Annotated in this window: 23 protein-coding genes and 1 riboswitch; of the genes, 7 read left to right on the forward strand and 16 right to left on the reverse strand. The window is 53.5% G+C overall.

Features of this window, described 5'->3' with window-relative positions; genetic code table 11:
- Positions 1 to 116: 116 nt before the first annotated feature.
- Genes ACO0LD_RS25580 through ACO0LD_RS25595 form a run of 4 tightly spaced genes read right to left on the reverse strand, consistent with a single transcriptional unit; the run spans position 117 to position 4,783 of the window.
- Entirely contained in the window at positions 117 to 1,316 is a 1,200-nt protein-coding gene (locus ACO0LD_RS25580) for an enoyl-CoA hydratase/isomerase family protein (protein WP_423011248.1), read from the reverse strand.
- Positions 1,313 to 2,104 carry an enoyl-CoA hydratase gene (locus ACO0LD_RS25585; RefSeq protein WP_423011250.1) on the reverse strand — a complete coding sequence of 264 codons (792 nt, stop codon included), beginning with the start codon at positions 2,102 to 2,104 and terminating at the stop codon, positions 1,313 to 1,315. The genes ACO0LD_RS25580 and ACO0LD_RS25585 overlap by 4 nt, the downstream gene beginning before the upstream one ends.
- Positions 2,101 to 3,261, reverse strand: a complete 1,161-nt coding sequence (locus ACO0LD_RS25590) for an acyl-CoA dehydrogenase family protein (protein ID WP_423011252.1) — start codon at positions 3,259 to 3,261, stop codon at positions 2,101 to 2,103. Before ACO0LD_RS25590 ends, ACO0LD_RS25585 begins: the two co-directional genes overlap by 4 nt.
- Before the next feature lie 10 nt (positions 3,262 to 3,271).
- A complete protein-coding gene (locus tag ACO0LD_RS25595; protein ID WP_423011254.1) occupies positions 3,272 to 4,783 on the reverse strand; it encodes a CoA-acylating methylmalonate-semialdehyde dehydrogenase in 1,512 nt (503 codons plus the stop codon).
- A gap of 282 nt (positions 4,784 to 5,065) precedes the next feature.
- Positions 5,066 to 5,346: riboswitch (cobalamin riboswitch) on the reverse strand.
- Between the two features lie 251 nt (positions 5,347 to 5,597).
- Between ACO0LD_RS25595 and ACO0LD_RS25600 the strand changes: the two genes are divergently transcribed.
- The 4 genes from ACO0LD_RS25600 to ACO0LD_RS25615 all read left to right on the forward strand — a co-directional run bounded on the left by ACO0LD_RS25600 (position 5,598) and on the right by ACO0LD_RS25615 (position 8,150).
- Positions 5,598 to 5,867, forward strand: coding sequence for a helix-turn-helix domain-containing protein (locus ACO0LD_RS25600; protein WP_423011256.1), 270 nt, complete (start codon positions 5,598 to 5,600; stop codon positions 5,865 to 5,867).
- 2 nt (positions 5,868 to 5,869) lie between these two features.
- A complete protein-coding gene (locus ACO0LD_RS25605) occupies positions 5,870 to 7,207 on the forward strand; it encodes a type II toxin-antitoxin system HipA family toxin (protein WP_423011258.1) in 1,338 nt (445 codons plus the stop codon).
- A gap of 105 nt (positions 7,208 to 7,312) precedes the next feature.
- Positions 7,313 to 7,585 (forward strand): DUF6086 family protein, encoded by a 273-nt coding sequence (locus ACO0LD_RS25610; protein WP_423011260.1) that lies wholly within the window; start codon positions 7,313 to 7,315, stop codon positions 7,583 to 7,585.
- A gap of 82 nt (positions 7,586 to 7,667) precedes the next feature.
- A complete protein-coding gene (locus ACO0LD_RS25615; RefSeq protein ID WP_423011262.1) occupies positions 7,668 to 8,150 on the forward strand; it encodes a hypothetical protein in 483 nt (160 codons plus the stop codon).
- 99 nt (positions 8,151 to 8,249) lie between these two features.
- Here ACO0LD_RS25615 and ACO0LD_RS25620 read toward each other — a convergent pair whose 3' ends face one another.
- A complete protein-coding gene (locus ACO0LD_RS25620; RefSeq protein ID WP_423011264.1) occupies positions 8,250 to 8,813 on the reverse strand; it encodes a hypothetical protein in 564 nt (187 codons plus the stop codon).
- A gap of 312 nt (positions 8,814 to 9,125) precedes the next feature.
- Positions 9,126 to 11,426 carry a 5-methyltetrahydropteroyltriglutamate--homocysteine S-methyltransferase gene (metE, locus tag ACO0LD_RS25625; protein ID WP_423011266.1) on the reverse strand — a complete coding sequence of 767 codons (2,301 nt, stop codon included), beginning with the start codon at positions 11,424 to 11,426 and terminating at the stop codon, positions 9,126 to 9,128.
- Positions 11,427 to 11,517: 91 nt separating this feature from the next.
- Here metE and ACO0LD_RS25630 point away from each other — a divergent pair, with 91 nt between their 5' ends.
- Positions 11,518 to 12,441: a LysR substrate-binding domain-containing protein gene (locus ACO0LD_RS25630; RefSeq protein WP_423011358.1), complete on the forward strand. Its 924-nt coding sequence runs from the start codon at positions 11,518 to 11,520 to the stop codon at positions 12,439 to 12,441.
- Between the two features lie 342 nt (positions 12,442 to 12,783).
- A complete protein-coding gene (locus tag ACO0LD_RS25635) occupies positions 12,784 to 13,011 on the forward strand; it encodes a hypothetical protein (protein WP_423011268.1) in 228 nt (75 codons plus the stop codon).
- 60 nt (positions 13,012 to 13,071) lie between these two features.
- Here the strand turns inward: ACO0LD_RS25635 and ACO0LD_RS25640 are convergent, their stop codons facing one another.
- On the reverse strand, positions 13,072 to 13,206 hold the full coding sequence (locus ACO0LD_RS25640) for a hypothetical protein (RefSeq protein ID WP_423011270.1): 135 nt from the start codon (positions 13,204 to 13,206) through the stop codon (positions 13,072 to 13,074).
- Positions 13,207 to 13,290: 84 nt separating this feature from the next.
- Between ACO0LD_RS25640 and ACO0LD_RS25645 the strand changes: the two genes are divergently transcribed.
- Positions 13,291 to 14,310 (forward strand): DUF5694 domain-containing protein, encoded by a 1,020-nt coding sequence (locus ACO0LD_RS25645; RefSeq protein ID WP_423011272.1) that lies wholly within the window; start codon positions 13,291 to 13,293, stop codon positions 14,308 to 14,310.
- Between the two features lie 48 nt (positions 14,311 to 14,358).
- On the opposite strand, the gene ACO0LD_RS25650 is transcribed toward ACO0LD_RS25645, so the two are convergent.
- From ACO0LD_RS25650 to ACO0LD_RS25690, 9 genes are all read right to left on the reverse strand, one after another.
- A complete protein-coding gene (locus tag ACO0LD_RS25650) occupies positions 14,359 to 15,582 on the reverse strand; it encodes a DUF2325 domain-containing protein (RefSeq protein WP_423011274.1) in 1,224 nt (407 codons plus the stop codon).
- 127 nt (positions 15,583 to 15,709) lie between these two features.
- Positions 15,710 to 15,982 carry a hypothetical protein gene (locus ACO0LD_RS25655; protein ID WP_186956450.1) on the reverse strand — a complete coding sequence of 91 codons (273 nt, stop codon included), beginning with the start codon at positions 15,980 to 15,982 and terminating at the stop codon, positions 15,710 to 15,712.
- Positions 15,983 to 16,025: 43 nt separating this feature from the next.
- On the reverse strand, positions 16,026 to 16,880 hold the full coding sequence (locus ACO0LD_RS25660; protein ID WP_423011276.1) for a ChaN family lipoprotein: 855 nt from the start codon (positions 16,878 to 16,880) through the stop codon (positions 16,026 to 16,028).
- Positions 16,873 to 17,265: a VOC family protein gene (locus ACO0LD_RS25665; protein WP_423011278.1), complete on the reverse strand. Its 393-nt coding sequence runs from the start codon at positions 17,263 to 17,265 to the stop codon at positions 16,873 to 16,875. Before ACO0LD_RS25665 ends, ACO0LD_RS25660 begins: the two co-directional genes overlap by 8 nt.
- Positions 17,266 to 17,293: 28 nt before the next feature.
- Positions 17,294 to 18,109: an ATP-binding cassette domain-containing protein gene (locus ACO0LD_RS25670; protein ID WP_423011280.1), complete on the reverse strand. Its 816-nt coding sequence runs from the start codon at positions 18,107 to 18,109 to the stop codon at positions 17,294 to 17,296.
- A gap of 23 nt (positions 18,110 to 18,132) precedes the next feature.
- A complete protein-coding gene (locus ACO0LD_RS25675) occupies positions 18,133 to 19,230 on the reverse strand; it encodes a FecCD family ABC transporter permease (protein ID WP_423011282.1) in 1,098 nt (365 codons plus the stop codon).
- Entirely contained in the window at positions 19,227 to 20,162 is a 936-nt protein-coding gene (locus tag ACO0LD_RS25680) for a heme/hemin ABC transporter substrate-binding protein (protein WP_423011284.1), read from the reverse strand. The genes ACO0LD_RS25675 and ACO0LD_RS25680 overlap by 4 nt, the downstream gene beginning before the upstream one ends.
- A complete protein-coding gene (locus ACO0LD_RS25685; protein WP_423011286.1) occupies positions 20,150 to 21,262 on the reverse strand; it encodes a hemin-degrading factor in 1,113 nt (370 codons plus the stop codon). The genes ACO0LD_RS25680 and ACO0LD_RS25685 overlap by 13 nt, the downstream gene beginning before the upstream one ends.
- A gap of 12 nt (positions 21,263 to 21,274) precedes the next feature.
- Positions 21,275 to 23,473 carry a TonB-dependent hemoglobin/transferrin/lactoferrin family receptor gene (locus tag ACO0LD_RS25690; RefSeq protein ID WP_423011288.1) on the reverse strand — a complete coding sequence of 733 codons (2,199 nt, stop codon included), beginning with the start codon at positions 23,471 to 23,473 and terminating at the stop codon, positions 21,275 to 21,277.
- Positions 23,474 to 23,882 lie beyond the last annotated feature (409 nt).

Here is a 23,882-nt window from a genome sequence, read left to right on the forward strand (position 1 = left end):
ACCAGCCCAACACTGTGCGGTTGAAACACCACGTACGTTATTGAAGCGCCGAGTGTTGGGCTGGTGAAGCGTAGCCCAACCTACGGATTGCAGCTTCATTTACGACTGTACTCGTGCTAAGCCGCTTGCTTATGCAATGATTCAACCGCACCTAAATCCCGCAATGGATGCCGCTCTGCGTCCCAAAGACGCGCAAAATATCGCTCACTATCTTGCGGCTGCAATGCATCCAGACTACCCGGCAACCATTGCGGTTTCTGATCCTTATCTACAATCAGCGCCCGTATCCCTTCCGCAAAATCATGGCCCTGCGCGCAGGCCAGTGCTGCCACCAGTTCCATACGGAAGATTTCTGCCAGCGACAAATGCTTGCCGCGTTCCTGCAAGGCGTGCGCCAGCCAGGCGGATGTAGGGCTGCCTTTTTGCAGGCTGGCGACAGCTTTTTGCAGCCACACATCGTCGTTCAACACGCTCACATCCAGCTGGCAGATATTGCTGATGATGGTGCTCAGGTCAGCTGCGCTACACAGTTGATTGATGAGGTCAAAATGCTGGCGCAAAGGCCCGGCGCTGCTGACTACTTTGTCGCTGCGTTGCTGCTCATGCAGGATATGACTCAGGCGCAGGTGGTTGCTCAGCTTATTGTTGTCTGCCTGCCTGCTCCATTCGCAGGCTTGCAGGCGGGCCAGCAGTTCTGTCTTGCTCTCGTGCGGCAATTGCAGGTCGGCCAGCTTCACAAATACGGCGTCGCTGGCATTGATGTTCGCACCCGTCAAGGCCAGGAACAAACCCAGCTTGCCCGGCATGCGGTTCAAAAACCAGGTGCCGCCTACATCGGGGAACAGGCCTATCGCAATCTCTGGCATGGCGAGGCGGGATTTTTCTGTGACCACGCGGTGGCTGGCACCGGCCATCAAGCCTATGCCACCGCCCATGACGATGCCGTGGCCCCAGCATAATATGGGTTTGCGGTAAGTGTGAATTTGATAGTCTAGGCGGTATTCCTGCTCAAAAAAATCCAGTGCATAGGCATTGCCCAGCAGGTCGTCTTTTTTATCTGAGGCATGATGCTGGCGCATGCTGGCGTACAGATTTTGCAAATCACCGCCTGCACAAAATGCTTTTTCGCCAGCGGCCTGCAAGACCACCATGGCGATGCTGTCATCTTCATCCCAGGCTTGCAATTGCTTGCCCAGTAATTGCACCATCTCTTTGGACAGGGCATTCAGGGTTTTTTCTGAATTGAGGGTGGCTACGCCTAGCTGCATGCCATTGGCAGCAGGCAGGGTATGGAACAGGACTGGAGCGTCGCTCATGCATTCCTCCACACGGGAGGGCGTTTTTCCAGAAAGGCAGTGACGCCTTCTTTTTGATCGGCGGTATCAAACAGGGCCAGGAAGGCTTCGCGTTCTTGTGGCAGCACAGTGTTCATCGGTTGCTGGCGTGCGCCTTGTATGAGTTGCTTGCATGCCTTGACGCTGCTGGGGCTTTGCTTGCCTACCTGTTTGGCCAAGGCCAGTGCGTGTTCCAGTGCGCCGCCGGTGGCGACCACTTCTTCTACCAGGCCTATGCGCAGGGCCGTGGCAGCATCGACACGTTCACCGCACAAGATCAGGCGCTTGGCCCAGCCTTCACCGACCAGCCAGGCCAGATTTTGTGTGCCGCCAGCGCAGGGCAGCAAGCCGACTGCAGCTTCTGGCAAAGCCATTTGCGCCTGGGTTTCGGCAATGCGCAAATCGCAAGCCAGTGCGCATTCCAGGCCACCGCCCATGGCATAGCCATTGATGGCAGCGATGGAAACACCACGGAAGCGGCTCAGGGTTTCAAATGCTTCACCAAAGCGGCGTGCCATGTCGAGTGCTACGGCCTTGTCGCCATCGGCAAACAGCTTCAAATCTGCGCCTGCTGAAAAGAATTTCTGGCCTGAGCCTGTGATGACGAGGCTATAGATATCTGCATCAGCATTAAGGTCATTGACGAGTTGCGTCAATGCCTGCAAACCCGCAGCCGTCCATGTATTGGCGGGTGGGTTGGCCAGGGTCACCAGGGCAGTGTGGCCTATGATTTCGCATTGCAGATTGGTGTAGTTACTGTACTTGCTCATAAAAATTCCTCGCTTGCGGGTTGATTTAGCATGTGGCGGGCGACGATGACGCGCATGATTTCATTCGTGCCTTCGAGTATCTGGTGCACCCTGACGTCGCGCAGGAAACGCTCCAGCGGGTATTCGCGTATATAGCCGTAACCGCCGTGAATTTGCAGGGCTTCATTGCAGACGGTAAAGCCGGTGTCGGTTGCCAGGCGCTTGGCCATGGCGCAATACACTGAGGCATTGTCTGCCTTGCTGTCGAGCTTGCTGGCGGCGAGACGCACCATCTGGCGGGCAGCGACCAGTTCGGTTTGCATGTCGGCCAGCTTGAATTGCAGCACCTGGAAATCAGACAGTTTTTTCTGGAACTGCATGCGCTCATTCATATACGCTTGCGCGCTATTGAGTGCTGATTGCGCCGCACCGATGGAGCAGGTGGCGATGTTGATGCGGCCCCCATCCAGACCACGCATGGCAATGCGAAAGCCTTCGCCTTCTTCGCCCAGCAAGTGGCTGCGCGGTATGCGTACCTGGTCAAAATTAACGGTGCGGGTGGGCTGGCTGTTCCAGCCCATCTTGTCTTCTTTCTTGCCATAGGTGATGCCGGGCAAATCTGCAGGAACCGCAAAGGCCGAGATACCGCCAGCACCATCACCACCTGTGCGCGCCATGACGACCAGCATATTGGTGGCACCTGCGCCTGAGATGAAGGCTTTGCTGCCATTGAGGATATAACTGTCGCCATCAAGGCGGGCGCTGGTGCGCAGTGATGCTGCGTCAGAACCCGAGCCAGCCTCGGTCAGGCAATATGAAGCCAGTTTCTTGCCTGCGGCCAGTCTGGGCACCCATTCCTGTTGTACTTCTGGCGTGCCCCAGTTGGCGATCATCCAGCTTGCCATATTGTGTATCGTGATATAAGCCGTGGTTGAAGGGCAGGCGCGTGCCAGCTCTTCAAAAATGATTGCTGCATCCAGCCGTGTCAGACCCAGCCCGCCCAGTTCTTCTGGCACATACAGCCCGCAAAATCCCAGCTCCCCGGCATGGGCGATGACGTCCAGCGGGAAGTGGGAAGTGGCATCCCAATGCGCGGCTTGCGCCGTCATTTCATGGGCGGCGAAGCTGCGGGCAGATTGCTGGTAGGCGCGCTGGTCTTCGTTCAATTCGAAGTCCATGGCCATCCCCCTATTTTAAAGAGATAGTGGTATTCACCTTGCCAGCGCTGACACTGTCATCAAACCAGCGTGCCGTGATGGTCTTGGTCTGGGTGTAGAACTGGATGACCTGCTTGCCATAAGGCCCCAGGTCACCGAGTTTGGATGCGCGCGAACCAGTAAAGGAAAACAACGGTACAGGCACAGGAATAGGTACGTTGATGCCGATCTGGCCTACGTCGATATCTTCTTCAAAGGTACGAGCAGCAGCGCCAGACTGGGTGAACAGTGCCGTGCCGTTGCCATTAGGGTTGGCATTGATGATGGCAATGGCGTCTGCCAGGGTATCTGCCTGCATGATGCACAATACCGGGCCAAAGATTTCTTCTTCATACACACGCATGCCGGGCTTGACGCCAGTGAAGACTGTAGGGCCAACGAAGTTGCCATGCTCATAGCCTGGCACTTGCGGTGCACGGCCATCCAGCACCAGCGTCGCACCTTCAGCAATACCTTGCGCGATCAGGCTTTCTACACGCTCTTTGGCAGTACATGAAATGACCGGGCCTATGTCGGTATTGGCTTCTGCTCCGGCATTGATTTTGAGGCTGCGGGCACGGCCCAGCAAGTCTGGCACCCATTGGTTGGCTTCACCAACCAGTATCACCACAGACAAGGCCATGCAACGCTGGCCAGCAGCACCAAAGGCAGCACCGGCGAGGTTGTTCAGGGTTTGTTCTTTATTTGCATCCGGCAGAACGATGGCGTGGTTCTTGGCACCCATCATGCACTGCGCACGTTTGCCCGCCAGTGTTGCGCGGTTATACACATGTGTGCCGACGCGGGTAGAGCCGACGAAGGACACCGCCTTGATATCAGGGTGATCGCAAATCGCGTTGACGATATCTTCACCACCATGCACCACATTCAGCACGCCAGGTGGCACGCCAGCCTGCATGGCCAGCTCCGCCAGGCGCATGGTGACCATGGGGTCTTGCTCGGACGGTTTCAGGATGAAGGTATTGCCGCAAGCAATCGCCATCGGGAACATCCACAGCGGTATCATCGCCGGGAAGTTGAAGGGGGTAATGCCAGCGCACACGCCAAGTGGCTGGTTCAGGGTATAAGTATCGACACCGCTGGCAACGTTATTGGCGATTTCGCCCATTTGCAGATTACCGATATTTGCCGCATGCTCAACCACTTCCAAACCACGGAAGATATCGCCTTCAGCATCGGCCAGGGTCTTGCCCTGTTCGGCTGTCAGCAATGCAGCCAGTTCGGCCATGTTTTCGCGTATCAGTTGCTGGTACTTGAGGAAGATGCGGGCGCGTGTGCCTATCGCTGTCTTGCGCCAGGTCTTGAAAGCGGCCTTGGCAGCATCGACTGCAGCCTGCATCTCTTCTGGCGTGGCAAACGGCACATGGGCCAGCACCTGTTGCGTGGCCGGGTTGATCACATTGCGCCATTGCGTGGATTTGGAGTCTATCAGTTCGCCGTTGATGAGCAGTTTGACGTTGGGAACCTGGGAGAGAGTTGCCATGATGATTTCCTGTACTTTCCTGATTGCGCACGGACAGACGGCGGGCCACGCCCGCAACAACAGCCGCACTGATGCCTGAAAACAAGACAGCCGCCGCGTACAGAAACCTGCCGCAGCAACCATCCTGACCATGGGCACACGCCGTGTGGACGCACACCCGCCACGCACCTTCCGTACGTGACCAGACCTTGGGAAAACAGTGAAAGAACAGTATTGAAGACAAGCACCCGCCCGCCATCAGGCGCGCCATGCCATATCCCAAACACCGCCTTCCGCAATGTTTTTCTCAGCGATCAACAGGCCGGTATCCGGGCTTGCAAGTCTTGTTACATCGCCTTCCCAGTCATGCATGACCAGTGGCGTGGATGATGTAACCGCACTCGCTTACCGTTGCGGAGGCAGCAGGGGCTTGGAACATATTTACTATCTTAAGCGCGAGCGTAAATACGTTTTTAGGTCTTGATAGCTACTGTCACCTGCTGGTGACAGCGATCAGGACGACCACTTTCCCGTTTAACACAGCCCAAGAGATTGGGCTATGCACCTGTTATTTTTAGAATAGCACAAGAATTGACGTTAACGTAAACGTTAATTGGTGAAAAAAATTCAAGGTAAGTTGTATTGTGGAGAACCAGTTGAAGGGGCTATCGATAGATGCTGTTTATATCTTATTAGTGATAATATTGAAATATCACTTTAAGATGATATATTGATTTTATTGTTTTTGAGTGATAAATTGAAGTTATTACTTCAAGGTGATCATCGCCCTTTATTTGGCAATGACATATTCAGGCTATGGAGGGCAGAGAACATCATGGACTACCGAATTAGTCTGGCAACACAGCTTAGCAGCCATCTCAAATCCTTGCGTAGTCAACAGGGCTTATCCCAGGCCGCCTTGGGGGCAATGTTAGGCGTTGGGCAGGTCAGGATTGCCAATATAGAAAATAATCCCGGTGCAGTGAGCGTGGACCAGATGCTGAGCATCTTGCATTTGCTTGGCTGCGGTTTGTCTATCTACAAGCGTCAGGATGATGAAACTATTGCAAGCAAATCCGATAACGACACCAGGCCGGATTGGTAATCATGAACAAGTTCCGTATTCATCGCTCTCTCAATGTCTGGATGAACGGCTTGCTGGTCGGTGTGTGGAGTTGGGATCGCACCGATACACATCAATTTGAGTATGCCGAAAGCTGGATCAAATCAGTGGCGGCTCGCCCCTTGTCACTCTCATTACCTATTACCGCAGGCAAGAGCATCTTGCGTGGCACGGCTGTAAAGAACTATTTCGACAATCTATTACCTGACAATAAAAAGATCAGGCAGCGCATAAGTCTTCGCTATCAACTTGCGTCCACAAATGTGCCAGATTTGCTTGAAGCAATGGGACGCGACTGCATAGGCGCAGTACAAATTTTACCGCCGGGTATAGAGCCAGCAGGCTTTGATCAGATTGCAGCGACTGCGCTCACAGACAGTGGAGTTGAAAAGCTCTTGCTGAATGTGACCAGCGATGAAGGCGACAGTAATATTATTGACGACTTCCGCATTTCACTGGCAGGTGCACAGGAAAAAACGGCCCTGCTATGGTATCAGGGGCAGTGGCATGTGCCGCACAGCGCGACACCGACGACACATATCCTGAAATTACCCCTGGGTCCGATTGGTGGCATGCGCTTCGATATGTCCGGTTCCATAGAAAATGAATGGCTGTGCATGCGTATCATGGCAGTACTGGGATTTGAAGTAGCCAAGACTGAGATTGCGCAATTTGGCACGCAAAAAGTTTTGGTGGTTGAGCGGTTTGACAGGAAGTGGATGGGACAGGGCTGGATAGCCAGATTGCCGCAAGAAGATTTTTGCCAGGCCAGCGGCGTCGCACCAGACAATAAATATGAAGCTGACGGCGGGCCTGGCATGGCGCAGTGTCTGCACATACTGGAAGGCAGTGTCAGCGCAGCCAAAGATAAACTGAATTTTGCATTGGTGAACCTGGCATTCTGGTTGCTGGCAGCGACTGATGGTCATGCCAAAAACTTCTCAATTTCTTTGCTTGCTGGTGGCGATTACCGCATGACACCCATGTACGATATTTTGTCAGCGTGGCCAGTGATAGGGCGTGGTGCAAATCAATTGCAGGAAAAGAAAAACAAGATGGCCATGGCTTTGAGGTCAAAGAATGCGCACTTCAAAATGAGTGAGATGCATGTACGACATTGGCAGGGGCTGGCCGCGCAGACTGGTGTCGTGGATGGTTTTGCGCAGATGCAGCGACTGGTTCAACATGTACCAGATGCCTTGGCGCAGCTTGAGCACGAATTGCCGGTACATTTTCCTGAGCAGATATGGAGCAGTATCAGGGATGGGATGCTCAGGCAGCAACTGCGGTTTTTGTCTGAAATTGCAGACAAGTCTTCATGAGTGACATGAGATAAATGAAATGGGATACTGGATAGGCATTGACGACAAATCAATTTGGCAGCCAAGTTTAACGATAGGAAAACTGTTTATTGCCAAATCAGGGTAATGGAAAATGTGCTGAAACTGGAGAGCGGATTTGTCGAACATGCTTCGGACATGTTCGACATAAACGAAGATCAATTGAATTTATTTATCGCGAAATTATGTGAATTTCAAACTGAGAGTCGCCATGTTGTTCTTAAAAGTCAGCTTTTGCCGACGCTAGCGATCGTGATTGAGTTATTCAAGAGAGTAAATTCCGGCAACTTTGAAAAGCTTTTAGTTTCAGAGGAATTGCTGACAATTTCTGCCGAGGCGAGCAAGTCCATGCCAAGTTGAGCGTGCCATTTCAAGATGGAGATTCGCGAACAGCTTGATCTTGTCATCGGTTTTTATGAGGCTATTTATCAGGTTATATAAGATGAAAAAAATACACAATCAAATCCACCGCCTAATGGTTGCCTGCCTGTTTTCTGGAATTAGTCTTTTTGTCACTGCGACTGAAGCTGATGTCGAAAATCGCTTTCAAAGCCTGTCTCTAATTAATCTGATCGCGACACCTGAACGTTACGATGGAAAACTTGTCTTGGTGACTGGCTATGTGACTGTTGGTCGGGAAAATATGTCCATATGTTTGACAAAGGTCAGGAATTCCAGCAAGGATTGCCTTTGGCTGAATGTCGATTCCGGGCCGTATGAAACGGAGGATGACAGGAAGCGAATCGATAAAAAATATAAGGTACTCTATAAATTTAACGGCAAGGTGGCAACCATAGAGGCATTTTTTGACCAGAGCGATACGGGCCATTTTGGCATGTGGTCAGGTGCACTCAGAGATTTTTCCCGTATTTATGATTTCAAAAATAAATATTATGTTTTTGACGATAAGACTGTACCCAAATAGTTGGTTGAGCTGTTGAATGCTACATTGCGACGAGCGAGTTGATTAGTAAAATAGGCATCAAAATGCTTTCCTGCTTCTTGGACGGCGCTGGCAGTGACTTTATGGGCTCTGAAGCGGTAAGCGAGTAACTTGCGAATAGTGAGTAAGCTCGAAGCTGCCATCCGTATCTTTGCTGTTCGCATGGATCAGGATGTGCTCACCTGGTTTGATGAATTCAAAAATGCGCATGCCGCTTGGGCCAACGCAACCGAAATGGTAACTGAAGGCACTGCCAGTCAGTTTGAATTCCTCAGGAACGTGCTGAGTGCCCATGTCTTTGACTTTGCTTGCCGTAAGCTCAAATCTGACTTCTGTTTTGCAGTTGTCTGACGCCAGGGTTTTTGAGCTTACAGAGATTACTTGAGCCTCGAATTTGAATGGCATGGCATCAAGCTCAGCGGCTTTAAGCGGGGGCACTTCGGCGCGACTTGCAGGCGTAAACAAGGCGAGACAGCATATGGAAAATATCGCTATGACGCTGCGGACAAGGTATGACATGGGATAAGGCTCATTGTATAAATTTGGCTGCTGATCAGCATTGTTTTCCGGCTCAGGCACATCAAAAGCAGAGCTGTAATGTGAGCGAGACAAAAAAATATACCATGTATTAAGTCGCATTGACATTGTGGGATGGGACGTTTTTACGGAGGTGTAAGATATTCCACATGCGGATGAAGGGATCGCAGGTGGTTTTCTGAAGTTGAATGAATATTACTCATTCATCGGATGGTGATTGCTTCGCTTCCCGGGGCGGCTTTAGCCGCGAAAATTGGGGCGATTGCTGGCTTGCGGGATTTTGGTGTTACGGTAAAGCTTGTTCGCGGCTGAAGCCGCTCCTACAGGATGGGGAGCTTTGCGTTTCAATGCAGGCGGGCGCATCTCATCAAAAGCTGAGATGCGCCTGGGCTTAACTTCAGACTGCCTGGTCTGTCTTTATCAGCAGCAATCCTGATGCTCCTCATCATCCACCGCCACAGTTGTCCGCAACAACTTGGCCGCCTGCACCATGTTTTCCAGCGCAGCTATTGTCTCAGGCCAGTCGCGCGTTTTGAGGCCGCAGTCGGGGTTGACCCAGAGGCGGGCGTCGGGAAGTACGCTACGTGCTTTTTGTAGCAGCCTTTGCATTTCGCTGACCTTGGGCACGCGTGGCGAATGGATGTCGTAGACGCCGGGGCCTATGTCGTTGGGGTAGGCGAATTCGCCGAAGCCGTCGAGCAATTCCATATCCGAGCGTGAGGTTTCTATGGTGATGACGTCGGCATCCATGGCGGCTATCCACGGCAGGATGTCGTTGAATTCTGAATAGCACATGTGGGTATGGATTTGCGTGTCATCCCTGACGACTGCAGAACTCAGTTTGAAAGCGCGTACTGCCCAGTCGAGGTAGGCGGACCAGTCTTGCTGTTTCAGTGGCAGGCCCTCGCGGAAGGCGGGTTCGTCTATCTGTATCATGCCTATGCCGGCTTTTTCGAGATCGGCAACTTCTTCACGCAGGGCCAGGGCGATTTGCATGGCAGTGGTGGAGCGTGGCTGGTCGTCGCGCACGAAAGACCATTGCAGCATGGTGACGGGGCCGGTGAGCATGCCTTTCATGGGTTTGCTGGTCAGGCTCTGGGCGTATTCACTCCAGCTGACTGTCATGGCTTCTGGGCGGTAAACGTCGCCATAGATGAAGGGCGGTTTGACGCAACGTGAACCATAGCTTTGTACCCAGCCATTCAGAGTGAAGCCATAGCCCCAGAGTTGTTCGCCGAAATATTCAACCATGTCATTGCGTTCTGGCTCGCCGTGGACCAGCACGTCGATGTCGAGCTTTTCTTGTTGCTCAACGACGAGGCGGATTTCTGCGCGCATGGCTTCGAGGTATTCGAGGTGCGACAAATCACCACGCTTATAGGTGGCGCGGGCCTGGCGTATGGTCTTGGTTTGCGGAAAGGAACCTATGCTGGTCGTGGGGAACAGAGGCAGGGCAAAGCGTTGCTGTTGCTGGCCTATGCGCTGCTTGAATGTATTGTGACGGGTGACATCCTGCTCGGTGATGGCGGCCAGACGTTTTTGTACGATAGGGTTGTGGATGCGTACTGATTTGCGGCGGCTGGCGATGGCCTGATCGGCGGCTGTGAACTGATGCGCGACTTTATTTGCATTGCCATTCAGGGATTGTTTCAGGGCGACGACTTCATCGAGTTTTTGTGCGGCAAAAGCCAGCCAGCTCAGGGTTTCTGCATCGAGTGCAGTTTCTGTTGCCAGGTCAACTGGCACATGTAGCAAGGAGCAGCTTGGCGCCAGCCACAGGTTGTCGCCGAGTTGTGCGTGGACAGCATGTAAATCAGCCAGCAAGCTGCTCAGGTCGGCACGCCAGATATTGCGGCCATCAATGACACCGGCAGACAAGACGCGGCCTTGCGGCCAGTTAGCCAGCAGGGTGGTCAATTGTTGCGGTGCGCGTACCAGATCCAGATGCAGGCCAGCGATGGGCAGGGCATGCAACAGTGCAGCGCGCTCTTGCACTGATTCAAAATAGGTGGACAACAAAACCTTGGGTGTATTTTGCGCCAGCGCATTGTAGGACAGGATAAAGGCATCCAGCCAGGCGTTGTCCAGGTCTAGTGCGAGTATTGGTTCGTCTATCTGTACCCATTCCACCCCTTGTTCTTGCAGGCGTGCCAGCAGGCGCTGGTAGGCGGGGATGATCTTGGGTAGCAAATCCAGTTTATGTGTCAGGCCACTTTTGATTTTGCCGAGGTAGAGCAAGGTCAGGGGCCCAATCAGAGTGGCTTTTGCTGCATGGCCGAGGGACTGGGCTTGCGCCAGTTCTTCAAACAGCCAGTCTGTGCCGCCATCAAAGCTGGTATCCGCTGTCCATTCTGGTACGAGGTAGTGGTAATTGGTGTCAAACCACTTGGTCATTTCCATCGCAAAATGCTGGGGGTTGCCACGGGCGGCGACGTAGTAATCTGCCAGCGTCAGTTGTTTTGCATCAAAGCCAAAGCGACGGGGCAGGGCACCCAGCAGGGCCAGTGTGTTCAAGACCTGGTCGTACCAGGCAAAGTCGCCAACGCTGACGAAATCCAGGCCTGCCTGTTTTTGCAAACCCCAGTGGCGGGCGCGCAGGTCGCTACCTGTTTCGCGCAGGGTGGCTTCGGTGATGTCGCCGCGCCAGAAGGATTCTTGTGCGAATTTTAATTCTCTTTGTGCGCCGATACGGGGGAAGCCGAGAGTGTGAGCGATAGTCATTTGTTATTCTCCAATCATATTGAGCTTATGATGGGTTAGAATTGATTATGATTCAAACGACATATTTTAAGAATTAACTTGAATTTTATTCATAATGCAATCGATACTAGAGCTACGCCACCTGAAAACCCTGCATGCCCTGCGTGAATCCGGCAATTTATTGCGGGCTGCCGTCTTGCTGAATGTCACCCAGTCTGCCCTGTCGCACCAGATCAAGTTGCTGGAAGAGCATCATGGCGTGCCGCTGTTCGAGCGCAAGACGACGCCCATACGCTTCACGCCTGCCGGTGAGCGCCTGCTGCAACTGGCCGACAGTATCTTGCCGCAAGTGGCTAATTGTGAGCGCGACCTGGCCCGGCTGGCGCAGGGCGTGGCCGGGCAATTGCGCATCGCAGTGGAATGCCATACCTGTTTTGACTGGCTCATGCCTGCCATGGATTTGTTCCGCCAGCGTTGGCCGGAGGTGGAGCTGGACATCGTTTCCGGCTTCCAGGCTGACCCTGTCGGGCTGTTGTATAGCCACAAGGCGGATGTTGCCATCGTGTCGGAAATGGATGCAGATGAAAGCGTGGCTTACCATCCCTTGTTCCGTTTTGAGATTGTCGCTCTGATCGCCAAAGACCATGCGCTGGCCAAACGTGATTATCTGGTGGCGCAAGACTTTGCGACCGATACCCTGATCACCTATCCTGTACCTGACGAAATGCTGGACGTGGTACGCCAGGTCTTGAAACCAGCCGGGATAGATACCACACGCCGTACGACCGAGCTGACCGTCGCCATGCTGCAACTGGTCGCCAGCAAGCGCGGCATCGCGACCTTGCCAGTGTGGGCAGCACAAAATTATGTGAACCGTGACTATGTACTTCCCAAGCGCATTACCAAGGATGGGCTGACTGGCAGACTATATGCAGCCTGTCTGCCGGATTTGTCGGCTAAGGCGTATCTCAGTGATTTTGTGACGACGATACGGGAGAGTAGTTATTTGAATTTGCAGAGTATAGAACTGATTTGAATGCGCAAAATTTGTGATGCGCTTCCCGTTATGCAAATCGGCTAGAATGGATATTAGAACTCATTTCATAAATAGGATGAGTGCGAACAAGACGATTTGGGACGCAGTGCAAGGCGTGACCTGCAGCTAAGGCTCGTGCCTTAACAAAGGGCGCAACGCTGCAATGCGCCCAAATCGTCAGTTCCCGAAGGGTTTGCCTCATATCGCGTGCTGGACTGCGTTGGACTCGTTATCAATAGCACCGCTATTGACTGCCTCGTCCGCCTTGCCAGCCCACGTTATGAGGCAAACGCATCTCACCCTATTTATGAAATGAGTTCTACTTACTCAGAAGGTTTTCTCATGACCACCAAAATGTCAGGTCGCTTTACTACAGTGACTCGCTTGACCAGTGAGACTAAAGTTTTGGGTGCAACGGCGAAGCAATGGGATGAGGCTTTGACTGGTGATATGGCAAATTCACTCAAAATCGTTAAAGAAAAGGTGGAGGCCATGAGAAAAGCTGAAGCTATTGCGCAAATTGACGAACAAAAGATTTTGCTGACGGATGAAGTAAATAAGACTGAATGAACCACACTAAGTGCATTTTTTCTGTTCATCTACTGAGTCGTGGCTGACCTATACTCTTCTTCAGGCAGAGACAGCAGCATACTTCTGCATCTTTAGCTGAAGTGAAACAATAAAATCTTGAATCCCCTTATTCTCTGGTTTTTGCATTCCATGCTGAGATAACCGCATCCTGTCGACTTCTTCTTGTTCATGCATCCGGCATCCTCTACATTCGCGGGATTGATATACAGGAGATATGACATGGTGAAATGGGGAAATTGGACATTACTTGCAAGCGTAATGATGCCAGTTCTGGCTCAGGCGCAGATTGATCTGACTGTGTTGGATCGTGATATGGCCGGGCCTCACGCGCAAGTGCTGGTGTTGGGGACTGTGCATTTGAGAAGCATGCCAGCCAGTTTCAATCCTGCATCGCTGGACGGTGTGCTCGATAAGCTGGCGAAATTCAAACCTGAGATTATTACGATAGAAACCGAGCCAGGCGAAGAGTGCGACATGGCTGCCCGTCATGTGGTCAGGTATGGTGCAGACTATTGCGCATCGGTCGAAGCAGGCAGGCTGGCTGTGGGATTGGATGCACCGATAGCGATGGCTGAAGCAGACAAGATGCTTAAGGTTTGGCCGCAACAATCAACGGCAACGGCGGCGCAGCGTCGTCGTCTGGCTGCCTTGTTCATGGCATCTTACGACACGGCGTCTGCCTATGTGCAATGGCTGCAACTGCCAGAAGCTGAGCGCCACGCAGGCGATGGCTTGAACGAGGTGCTGATTGCTCAACTCGCCAAGGCCGCAAAGCGTAAGGACGAAAACTATCACATCGCTGCTCGCCTGGCAGCACGCCTGGGTTTGCAACGTGTCCATGCGGTCGATAACCATACTGGTGACCGTATCGATGTACCGGACATCAAGGCCTTTGTCCGCTCCATAGAATCTGCATGGGCCTCAGGTAATGCAGCCTTGAATATGCGAAAAAAACGCGAAGAGGAGCTGATGCTCGCCACAGACCTTTTGCCCTTGTATCGATACATCAGCGAACCTGAAGGTTTGCGCATTTATGCCGAAGCCAATGTGATCCCTGCGATGCGTGCCCAGTCAGCGGAAGGCTATCCGCAGATATGGGTAGCAGGATGGGAGATCCGCAACCTGCGCATGGTTGCCAATATTCGTGAAACTTTCCGCGAACGCCCTGGTGCCCGTGTTTTGTCTGTCGTAGGTGTCTCCCACAAACCCTGGTTTGATAGTTGGCTGGGGCAACTGCAGGGGGTAGAGATCGTGGATGCGGTCGATATCCTGAAGTGAAGCGCCCCATTTTTGTGGATGGAAATCCGGTGTGCCGGCCGCCGCTTATTACATCGTCACTTTGGCCTGAGCACCTTCCTCTTCGCTGCCGAATTGCTCAAGCCCGCGTGCCAGTGATGAGACGCTGGGGTTTTCTACGAAGACGCAGCGTTTGCCGGTGCGTTTGCAGAAATCCTTGACGCGCCAGTAGGCGGTGTGGCTGATGCAACCGGTCTGGCAGATGACGAGGTCGGCGGCGGCCAGGCTGGCATCCAGCAGGCTTTGGTTGTCTTCGAGGCCGCCATCATGGTGGGCGAAGCGGCCGCCTATGCGTTCTATGAGGTCGCGGTAGGTGGGTACATTGCCGCTGCGACCACCTACGCACAGCACGGTTTTTTGCTTCAGGTGCAGGGTGATAGGGTAGACTTTTTCTTCTGGCTGTTGCCTGCTTTGCTCGGCGGCCTGCTCTTGTATGTCGGCGGCGGCTTTGCTGGCTTCTGCGAGTTTTTGTTTTAGCTCGCGTACCTGGTTTTCTGTTTCGGTCTGGCGCTCAGCCATTTGCTCGATTTTCTTGAGCAGACGCTGGCGGGTTTCCAGTTCGGGGATTTCTGCTTTTAGTGCGGCGATATCGGAACTGAGGAAATGGATGCTGCTGTCCTTGCCTATGCTTTCTGCGCGCAGTTGTATTAGCTGGGTGTTTTGCTTTTCGATCTCGCGGGTTTTTTCTGCCAGGGCGCGGTTATGTCTTTCCTGTACGCGGCCCAGTTCGCGGGTCAGTAACTTGTTTTGTTCAACCAGGGCATTGAAGCGGGCGATATCGATACGCACGCTGGCACCGGCCTGATGTTGCAGCATGTGCATGTCGCGGCATAAGCCGTCTTGCAAATCGGCGTCGCAACGCGGGTGTGTCAGTGCGGCCCAGAAAGCACCGGCGACGTCGCCCTTGTCGATGGCGGCCAGCCACAGGCGGGTGACGGCTTCTACTGTTTTTGCTGCACGGAATTCTTGTATGGTGCGGGCATAGCGCTGTTCCAGTTCTTGCTGTATGGCTTCTGACAGGCGATTGCGGCGGCCACACTCAGCAATCGCACCGACATGGATTTCATAGTCTTCGGCAATGGCCTGGCCATTCATGGCTTTGTTGACGATGCGTCGCAAGGTCGTCAGTGGTATGCAGACACCGACGACGGGGCAATGGCATTCATGCGTCAAATCCCAGATGCGGCGACGGCGTGAACCTGCCGGTGTGGCTTCTGGTGGTAATGCAATACTATGTTTGTCATGTTCACACATACGGTACTCCTGTTAGTGAGGACTTATGCAAAACAGCCCAAATGATATTGCAGACATTTCGTCGCGAACTGTGCGCGCTGATGAACGCCCACTGTCGCCATGCTGCAAGGATTTTGCATAAATCGGGTTAGTGCATTTTTTTACCCGGTGCTATTTCAAAGCCGGTGACGTGAGGCGCTTCCGGGGTTTTTGGCAGGCGCGCATCATAGCTTTCTATGTTCAACTGCGCTTCTGCCAGCATATAGGCGAGCACGCGGAAAGCTTCGACATCAAAGCGCAGGGACACATGGTTCAAAGACAGGTGGACTACCCCGCATTCAGGGCAGATCATGACTTCGCCCACTTTGCTTGAAGCCAGACCGAGGTGCTGGCAAGCGTTGGCTGATGGCTGATGTTTCATGTGTTCCTCTGCGCTAGGCTTAAGTTGGGTTCTAGGTTGGATTCTAAGTTGAGCTTTTAGGTGCTTGAATACTCAGGCATGGATCGGTGCGGGTATGCGTCTTGACGACATGGCTGACGTCATAGATGGATGCAGTGGTCACGCTTCCTGATTTGCTGTCGTCATCTGTTTCAATATAACCATGGATTTGCAGGCTGGCTTGCAGGCTGGCAGGCAGCCATACCGGCACACCGAGGTCGCGCCTGACGTGGCCATTGCCAGCCAGCAGGACGACGCCACGCTCGGCGTTTTCAGTGACGATCTTGGCCATCACGACATCACGCGCAACTTGTGCCCTGACCATGCTGGGGACGATATTGTCTGGCATCTTGCCGCAATGGCCGCTTTCCATCGCAGCGCGCTGGCCATCGACTACCACGGCAGGCAAGGGCTGGTCGAGCTTGTAGCTGGTGATGGTGTTCTTGTCGAGTACGGCAGCATAGCCTTCACGCATGACGCGGGCAGCATCACTACGGGACAGGTTGGCTGCCAGCAGCGGCAGTTTGTAATCGATGGCGAGCTGGATGACGGGACGATAATGTGGCCATTCCCAGCGCTTGTTGCCGACCTTGCTGATGATGCAGTCTGCGTCAGTGCAAGTTACCTGAGCCTGGGTAAGTTCAGCCTGGTTTTCGCGATCGAACTGTTCCATCGCGATGGCCGGACGCCAGCCTGCGACGACCATTTTTTGCAGGTCGGTATAGCGGTGCGCATGCCCGTCTGGATTGTCATGGACTTCGCCCAATAACAATATCTTGCTGCCGCTGACTGGTTTTTCAGCCTGGGTTGCGCATGCTGATAAAAGGCTGGCTGCGGCCAGGGCTGCGGCTGCACTTGTGAATCGAGTTAATTTACGCATTGGTACAGCTATCCTTAGTGTTGATTTCTTGGCCTATGAACCACAAGACGCCACTAGGATCCGTGAGTGTGAAGTCGCGCATGCCATAAGGCTGTTCAACGACTGGGGTGAGGCGCACCTGGTATTTTTCTGCAATGCCGGCTGAGACGATGAACTCGTGCCAGATGCCGACATCATCGACCAGGATATGCATCATGAAATTATTGGTGTGATCAGCGACATAGAATTCTTGCAGCATGAAGCTGCATTGTGCATATTTGAGATGGGCAATGCCATCTTCACTAAAGACGACTTCAAAGCCGAGGTCTTGATAAAAGGCCAGGGAAGTTTCAAAATTTTTGGCAGGCACAAAGGCCTTGATTTCTTGCATCTTTGGTTTTTGCATGATCTCTCTCATTCGGCAATATTGTTTGCTATGCGCTTTTCCTGGCACGGGATGAAGCGCGCAAGGGGGTGACCAGCAAATCACCTTCTTCATTGTGCATGCAGGTCAGAGCAATATTGTATAAGTCTTCCAGCGCTGGTACTGCTTCGCGGTTGCTGACGATATCAGCAACGAGCTGGCCATTCTTTACTAACAGCAGACGTTCGAACGCCTGCATGGCATGATTGATGTCATGCAGGATGGCGACGATGGCGTGCTGGCGTTCTGTCGCATATTCTTCAAGACTGGCGAGCAGGTCAAATTGCAGGCCGGGGTCGAGTGCTGCCAGCGGTTCGTCGACGAGTATCAGACCATCGCGCTGGTCCCACAGTTGTGCAAAGATGCGTGCCAGTTGTATGCGTGCCTGTTCGCCGCCAGAGAGGCTGTCAAAGCGGCGGCCCAGCAAATGGGCTGCATGGGCCATGGCCGCTGCTTGTCTGACGATGTTGGGCAGTTCGGGGTCATGGGCACGGCTGACGCGACCCAGGCTGATGACCAGATCAGTCTCCAGGCCAAAGGCCACATCACTGTTTTGCGGCAGGACGGCGCGCAGGCGGCTGAGTTCCATCAAGGACCAGCTTGCCAGCGGGCGTGACTGAAAAGTGATGTCGCCGCTGCTGGTTTTCAATTCACGGGACAGCAGTTTCAGCAGCGTGGATTTACCTGCACCACTGGGGCCGAGTATGGCGACTTTTTCTGCTTTGCCTATGCTCAGATTAAAGGGACCAAAGTCTTTCTTGCCCAGCCTGGTGCAGACGGCGTCAAGCTGGAGCAAACCCTGTTGTGTGGTGGTTTTCATTAACATGATGCGTTTCTCATCCATGCGATTCAGGCTAAGCGACCACGTGCATTACGCAGCAGGATCAGGAAGAAAGGGCTGCCCAGCAGGGCCGTGAAAATGCCCACTGGTACTTCAGCCGGGATGGCGATGCAGCGTGCCACGGTGTCGGCCAGCAGCAAGAGCAAACCACCCATGAGCATGGAGCGTGGTATCACCTGTCTTTGATCTGGCCCACCCATGGTGCGCACCAGATGCGGTGCAACCAGGCTGATGAAGCCGATCATGCCGCACCAGGCTACGGCAAACCCGGTCAGTACAGCGACCAGCACAATGACCTGGGTACGCAAACGGCGTACATCGATGCCGACATGGGCAGCCGCAGCTTCACCCAGTGCCAGGGCATTCATGGCGCTGATCATGCGCTTGACCCACCACCAGGCTGGCAATAGTAATGCCAGCAACAAGCCAGCAGTCAGCCAGTTGGCGCCTGCCAGAGAGCCCAGGGTCCAGAAACTCAGGTTGCGCAATTGCTCGTCCGTTGCCAGGTAAGTACACAGACCCAGCACGGCAGCGCTCAGGGCATTGAGGGCAATGCCAGTCAAGAGCAGGCCAACAATGGAACCAGGAGAAATCCAGCGCGCCACACGATCAAGTGCAAAGCAAACCAGCAGCGCACCGCTGAACGCGGTGACAGGCAAGATCCACATACGCCAGGACATGGGTATGGGCAAGTGCATGCCTGACAGGACAACGATACTCAAACCCGCAGCCGCAGCCGCACCGGCAGTAATGCCCAGCAAATTGGGATCTGCCAGCGGGTTGCGGAACAGGCCTTGCGTCAATGCACCTGACATGCCGAGTGCTGCACCCACCAGCACGGCAAACAGGGCACGTGGCAGGCGGATATTCCACAAGACGTAGCTGCTGCCAGTTAGCGTCTGGTCGTCGCTGAAGTTTAGCAAGGTCAGCCAGTCTTGCAATTTGACAGGCACGGCACCGAATTGCACACTCAGTAGTAAAGCGGCAAGCAGGGAGATACCCAGCACCAGCAGCAGGCTAGGCCTGCCGCCTTGCAGAAGCTTTGCCTGCAAACCTTGGTGTAAACCTTTTCGCAATTCACCAGACACGGCTACTGACGCTTTCATGCCTGCATAGCCTTGATGATGGCGCTGTCCAACTGGCTGATCGCCGATGGCAGACGTGGCCCAAAGCCCAGCATGAGCATGGCTTCTTGTGAAAGTATGCGGCGCTTGCGGCCTGCCGGTGTTTGTTCCACACCCGGCAATTTCAGCACAGACTCTATACCGCCCGAGGCTTTGAGGCCCTGGTCAGTCACGAGGATGATGTCAGGCTGGGCAGCGATCATGGCTTCTGGAGTTAAAGGCTTGTAGCCACTGAAGCCATTGCCGCCATTGGCCGCAGTCAGCGCATTGCTGGCACCTGCATATTCAAGCACGGCATGGGCAGCGGTTTCACGACCTGCGACCATGATCTGGTTAGGTGCATGGGCGAGGATGAAAACAACTTTTGGTGCCTTGCCTTTGCGTTGCTCTATCGGTGTGCGGACCCTGGTCCACTCCTGCTGCAGGCTTTGCATCAGGGTAGCTGCCTGGGCTTGTGTGCCAGTCAGTTCACCAATCTGCTTGATGCGGTCGAGCACGCCTTCAAACTTGTGATGCGCAGGCAAGACAGCCAGCGGGATGCCGGAGGATGTCAACTGGCGTATCACGGCAGGCGGGCCTGCATCTTCGCTGGCGATGATCTGGGTAGGGGCCAATGCCAGTACACCTTCTGCTGATAGCGCACGCGCATAGCCAACATTAGGCAGTTTTTGCACGCTCTCAGGGAAGTTGGAGGTGGTATCGACGGCCACCAGGTCATTGCTGGCATTGAGGGCGAAGATGATCTCGGTGATTGCTCCGCCTACGCTGATGATGCGCTGCTTGCCTTTGCTGGTTGCGGCTTGGGCAAAGGATGGCAGCAGGCCAGCACCAGCCAAACCTGCAAGGCCCGCCAGTTGCATCAAAGCCTGCCTGCGCAGGCGATTGTGCTGGATTTGTGGGCTTATGCTGCGCATGTCTGGCTTTCTGACAAGAGGTTGTCGATCAGTGCGCGCCATTCGCAGAGTTCTGGCTTGCCGGGTTTGCGTTCACCAAAGAACATGGCGATGGTTTCGCCGTCGGCATCAAACAATTCCAGTGAAGTGACGAGGCCATCTGTGGTTGGTTTTTTGACGACCCATGCACTGGCGATATGGTCTTCACGCAGATGCAGGTTGAAGCGTGGGTCGAGCACATTCACCCATGGGCCCATTTTGGCAATCTTGCTGACCGGGCCGGAATGGATTTGTATCATGCCTGCATTGCCAGTGAATACCATGATAGGAACGGCTTCGGCAGCGGCGGCTTGCAACAGGTCCTGGCAGCTGCTGACATCAATTTGCTGGACAAACTGGGCATCAGCCACGCGCAATGCCTGGGTGCGTGTCACGGCAAATTTTTTCATGAGGCCAAAGAACTCATGAGTATCACGCAAGGATGCCCAGGCCTGGCGGAAGCCTGTGACATCGATATCCTTGTCAGCCAGTTCCAGCATTTTTTCTGCGGCGTCTTTTGTTTGTATGCCGGTTTGCTGTTCTACGGCAGCAAAGCTGGCGACCAGCGCTTCATAAGCTTCCACATTGCTTTGTGGCTTGATGAAGATCTTGTGGATGGCAGTGCCGGTAGCATCATAGAATTGCAGGCTTTTTTGCTCGCTGCGCTCTTCGCCGCTTCCTGTTTGCTCAGTGACGGCAAAGCCAAACGCCCATTGCTGATAAAAAATCCGCAAATCGATTTCACCTGCCAGCACCAGGCCGACATGGTGGTTGTGGCTGATTTTACTGTAGGTGCCAGTTTTTTCATGGACGCAGGAAGGATTGCGTGTCAGGGCCATGACTTCGCCCAGGCTTTCTACTGCGGCGATAATTTCTGGCCACTCTGCGCGCAGGCAGGTGGCACGCAGCAGGCAGTTGCTTTCTATGGCTGCTGTGCCTGCGTGGGCGGCGATCAGTTCACCTTCACTGATCTCCAGGGTTTCGGCGATGTCACGATGTCTGGCTTTTTTCTCGCGGCGCATGCTGGCGAATTCTTCACGTACTTTAGCATTTTGCTGCGGGTTCAAATGTTGGGCTGGCATGACGATTCCTTCTTAAAAGTCGTAACGAACTGATACCTGGGCATTCCGGCCAGGGGCGGTGTAAGCATCTTTGACGTTGGTGTTGTCAGCCAGGCCGCGTACATCAGACCAGGCCCAGTATTTGGTATCAAAGACATTGTTGAGGTTGGCATTGACTGTCAGATTAGGCATGGGTTTCCAATAGACGCCAAGGTCAACGACGTGGTAAGAACCTGGTGCAAACTGTGGTGTGGCTGCAGGGGCTATCCTGTCCAACTGCTTGCCTTGATGATGCTGGAATTGCGCACGCGCACCCCAGGCTGCTGTGTCATAGCGCAGGCCTGCCAGGAACTTCATCGGGTTGATGGTATCGAGTGGTGTTTTTACGCCAGCAACTTCGCTGTCGCCCTTGGTGTAGGAGACACCGGCAGTGGCTTGCCAGTTGCTGTCGATTTGCCATTCTGCACGGGCTTCTGCACCACGGATCTGCGCCTTGGTCAGATTGATGTACTGGAATACCAGTGGATCAACTGCTGTGCCTGTGCCGCGCACTACTTGCTGGCTGATGAAGTCTTTGTAGCTATTGTCAAATGCGGCGAAGGAGTAGCGCAAACCCTGCACCTTGCCACGGAAGCCAATCTCAAAACTGTCAGCACGTTCTGCTTTCAGTTGCGAATTGCCTACGCTGGTGTAGCCGGATGCCAGGTTAGTGAAGCCATTGTTGACCTGGTCTGGTGTCGGTGCACGGAAGCCCTTGGCGAATTGTGCATAAGGTGCAAAGGCTGCGTCGAGTTGCCATACCAGACCCAGGCGTGGAGTGACCGCACTGTCAGACAGGGTGGCGACTGCGCCGCCTGTGTAACCTGCACTGGATGGAGCAAGTTTGTAATGGTCATAACGCAGGCTGGGGATGATGCTCAGCTTGCCTGCTTCGATTTCATCCTGGATGAATGCGCCTGTGACTGTGTAAGTTGTATCCGGGAAAGGCTTGGCCGGGAAAGTTTCGCCAAACGGTGCTACCGTGCCATCGCGCAGGCCTGTGACTTCTGTGCGGTTCCAGTCAAAGCCATAGCTGAGTTTTTGTTCAAGCGCACCGGAGAAATTGCTTTCCATGATGTTGGACAAGCCGACGATCTTGGTGTTGTAGTGATTGTCGCGGGTGCGGTCAGCGGCGGTGTTCCTGTCTTCAGCAGAGTATTGGCTGACCTTGGCGTCCTGCCAGTACAGGCGGGTCTCGGCATTGTGCAACCAGCTGGAATTCAGGTTTTTATAGCGGTGTGCCAGACTGAGTTTATTGCGTTCTACCTTGTCGCGGGTATCAAGGTCCAGGGTGCTGGTGGATGCCAGTGGCGGGATGGCGCGGGCAGAATAAACATCAGTATCCTGCGTGCGTTTTTGTGCTTCTACGCTGGCTTCGATTTGCTGGTTGCCATCGATTTTGAAGATTGCTTTACCCAGCAGGTATTGGGCATTGAAATCTACTGGATTTGGTTTTGTGCGGTTGACGTTTTTTACGTCATTGTCGGCACGGTTTTCTGTTTCATGACCACGACGGTCGCTGACCAGCAGCAAGCCTTGCCAGCTACCATTGTCGCCAGCTATGGCGGCGGTATTGCGCCATGAGCGATCGACTGTGGCATAGCCAGAACGCACGAAGCCGCCAAAAGACTGACCTTTTTTGAGCAGATCAGACGGGTCCAGGGTGCGGAAGCTGACTGCACCAGCCAAGCCATCACTACCGAACTGTGTGGAGGTTGGGCCACGCAAAATTTCTACTGCCTTGATGCCATCGAGTTCAAGAAAATCACCACGGCCTGTAGCAAATGCACCAAACGAAAAACTACCCGGTACACGCGTACCATCAACCAGCATCAAGACTTGATTGCCTTCCAGGCCACGAATATTGATACCTTCATTACCAGCGCGGCCAGTGGAGCTGCCGGCCGCTGTAAAGCGGGTAGGGGCAACGCGCACGCTGATATCGAGTTCATTGCGGAACAGGTCCTTGATGTCACGACCACCTTCTTGCTCTATCCTGGCTGCAGGGATGACGGTGACGGTATTGGGTACGCTATCGACCGTCCTGGCGGTGCGCGTAGAAGTGACAGTAATATCTTTGAGGGTAGTTGCTTCTGTCGGTGGGACCGGGCCGGGAGTTTGTGCAAAAGTAGTTACCGGAGTCATGCCCCATGCCATACCCAGCGCCAGGGCGATTTGCGTCTTGCTTAGCATCGTGTTTCCTAATTTAAAAAATTTGGACACTGGCTAGCGGCGACTGGCTGGTGTGTATCGTGTACAACTCCCTTGCCAGCACGGATGTTGCACCGTGCTTGAGACTGGGAGCATCGTAAAAAGGGGAGTTTTTACGACTAATATATTTTAATCAGGTTTATTATAAATGAGAATCATTCTCAGTTGCAAGTGCATTTGGAGTTTTCTTTGTTAGTCTTTTCTCCAGATTCTGCTGCGCTCTTTTTACATCTGCCTGATACGCCTCTCATACTGTGGTGACAAAATGATGGGCCGACACTGTTCCTCAATACCGACTGTTCGTCAGGCACACACAAAGCAGACTGATGGTGGCCAAGCGATATAGAATCTAAGCGTACTCAAGCTACTGAGTCTCCATGCAATGAATCCC

The organism is Undibacterium sp. Ji83W (assembly GCF_049340385.1).
Classification (GTDB): Bacteria; Pseudomonadota; Gammaproteobacteria; order Burkholderiales; family Burkholderiaceae_D; genus Undibacterium.